This is a genomic window from Lactobacillus sp. UMNPBX15, from assembly GCF_002553785.1.
GTDB classification, from domain to species: domain Bacteria; phylum Bacillota; class Bacilli; order Lactobacillales; family Lactobacillaceae; genus Lactobacillus; species Lactobacillus crispatus.
The window spans coordinates 1-451 of the sequence record NZ_PCYV01000088.1 but is presented as its reverse complement, the minus strand read 5'-3'; the positions used below and the strand labels follow the sequence as shown (position 1 = coordinate 451).

General features: G+C 34.4%; 1 protein-coding gene. It reads right to left on the bottom strand.

Features of this window, described 5'->3' with window-relative positions; genetic code table 11:
• Window positions 1-239: 239 nt before the first annotated feature.
• The coding region (locus tag CP366_RS10395; RefSeq protein WP_233197991.1) for a MetQ/NlpA family ABC transporter substrate-binding protein at window positions 240-451 on the bottom strand (212 nt) is incomplete at its 5' end.

Here is a 451-nt window from a genome sequence, read left to right as displayed (position 1 = left end):
TCACAACGGTGCAGATTCCTACTATGCTAGTCGCGGCTTTAGGGCTAAATTAATTTTAAAATAATTCCATTTTCCACATTTGGACACAGGACCAATTTTCTAATTTATGCAAATTAAACGTTTACTTGCACAAATTAGAAAATTGGTCCTATGTCTAGATTCGACTTTTTCCAAAAAAAGCAAAAAAATTACTGGACCCCGATTAATTGGGATCCAGTAATTTTTAATAGTTCTTAATATTATTTAGCTGGAAGTACTCCACCTTTGAATTCTTTCTTAATCCAGTTTTGTGTATCTTTGGATTCTAATGCTTTCACTAACTTCTTGATAGCTGGTTTGTTCTTGTCAGCCTTACGTACAGCAATGATGTTAGCATATGGAGAGCTCTTCTTTTCTAGAGCAATTGCATCTTTAGAAGGATTTAAACCTGCTTGTACAGCGTAGTTAGCAT